This window comes from Succinivibrio sp. (assembly GCF_045124615.1).
Taxonomy (GTDB): Bacteria; Pseudomonadota; Gammaproteobacteria; order Enterobacterales; family Succinivibrionaceae; genus Succinivibrio; species Succinivibrio faecicola.
Map to the genome: position 1 here is coordinate 1 of NZ_JBGVMC010000032.1, position 1,799 is coordinate 1,799.

At 33.1% G+C, this 1,799-nt stretch carries 2 protein-coding genes; one reads left to right on the forward strand and one right to left on the reverse strand.

Annotated elements, in window-relative coordinates:
- Nucleotides 1-201 (forward strand): hypothetical protein (locus tag ACJML3_RS00780; protein WP_406019760.1); only part of this gene is annotated, 201 nt, incomplete at its 5' end.
- Between the two features lie 727 nt (nt 202-928).
- On the opposite strand, the gene ACJML3_RS00785 is transcribed toward ACJML3_RS00780, so the two are convergent.
- Nucleotides 929-1,799 (reverse strand): esterase-like activity of phytase family protein (locus tag ACJML3_RS00785; protein WP_406019762.1); only part of this gene is annotated, 871 nt, incomplete at its 5' end.

Sequence of the window (1,799 nt, forward strand, 5' to 3'; positions counted from 1 at the left end):
CAGAATAATCTTTTAGAACAGCATAAACAGGACAGTACTCTAAGCCCATACCTTGCAGAGTTTAAAAATAAAAATCAGCTCATTGATTTAAGTGATCCTGAAGGTCCTTTCAGAAGACAGTCTGCAACACTTGTAGCATACCTTGTTGAGCATAACGAAGTTCAAGAACTTGAAATAAATGATCTCGAAAGATTGGATTGAGCTGAATGGTGATTTTATTAAAGGTTATAAAAGAGTACGAATGCCAAACGTGAAGTAAATTAAATTTGCACCAGCAGTTTTAATAAAAAGATCCCATAGAACATAACGAATACATTATTCAGTATATTTGAGAAAAATCTCTCCAGGGAAATTCTCTGGAAGTAAATCTGACAAAAATAAAAGCAGAGACAGCCAAACAAGGGAGTTATTTCTCTTAGCTGTACTTTTTAAATTGAAGTATTCAGATTTATTCAGTTAACACACAGACTTGTTGTCTTATCACCTGTCTTTACAGGCCAAGACGTTAAAAACATTATATAGAAATCCCTACCAGGGTTCATAAAGAAGATTTAATCATGACTACTGAACCGAACTTTAGGATAATTGCATAGCGATTAAGTAACAGAACCAGAAGAGCAACAGTTAACAGTTAAACATCAAAGGAACACTTTAACCACAACAGCGTAACAAAGTGCCCACGTTATTCCTTTGTCTTAAAAAACAGCCTTACTTATAAATAAACTTACGTAAATTCATAGAGTTATCTGATTGCATGGAGAGCAAAATTATTTTATATGTTTTTTAAATTATTTGCTTGACAGATCGCCGTTCTCTATATAGAAGTAAATTCTGTAAACATTGAAAATCAATTAATGATTTTCTACTTATGTTTTAAAAAGATCTTCTGATACTTTTATCTAAAGATCTTAGGTATGTTTAAATTTAATTACAGTTTCTCATCAAGTTTTACAAAGAAGAGCTCATTTACACTTTCTTCATCACTTAAATAACCGAATTTGATTTTTGCATCTGAACTTATATCATCAAAGTACAGCTGTTTATTTGAATCAACAGTGTAATCTGTAATTTTCTCCTTACGTTTCTTATCCTTGATTTTTACATCAACACCAAAATCATTGTCATTGATTACAACAAGAGTCTGTCTGTCATCAAGAAGAGCAAGACCTTCTGCCTTTTCATGCACATAGCCAAGTGCTCTTAAATCAGCAACTAAAGTCTTCTCGCCCATAACAATATCAGCGCTGTCCAGATAGAACTCAGGTTCAAAACCATCCTTTTTAAAGTCAGTAATATCAGTAGCATTTGAAAAATCTACCTTATAAATAAGGTTTCTCATTTTCTTATTCTTGTCTTTGCCTTGTTCAATAATCAAAAATTCAGTATCTGACAGAGCAAGAATATCTCCAAGCTTTGCATCCTTTGGCTTTTTGCACTCATCTACATCAATTGGATATGCATAAGTTCTGAATTTACCTGTATTTGGATCGGTTAAAACAACTCTAGTGAACTTAGCTGTTGGTGATGATTTTTTACCATAGCGTTTGATTTCAAGAACACTCTGCTCTAAAACAGCAAGCTCTCCTGATGGTGTAAGAGAAACACCTTCACAGCCTCTATTCTCGATTCTGTACTTTAGTATCTCAGGAAGACCATGTCCTGGATAAAAACGTTTTAACTCCTTACCATCTTTTGAATACTTGATAACAAAAGGACCATATTCATCGCAAATATAGAAATTACCGTCCTTATCAATTGTTATACCTTCAGGATCAAGTCCTTTATTATCAAAAGGCAAT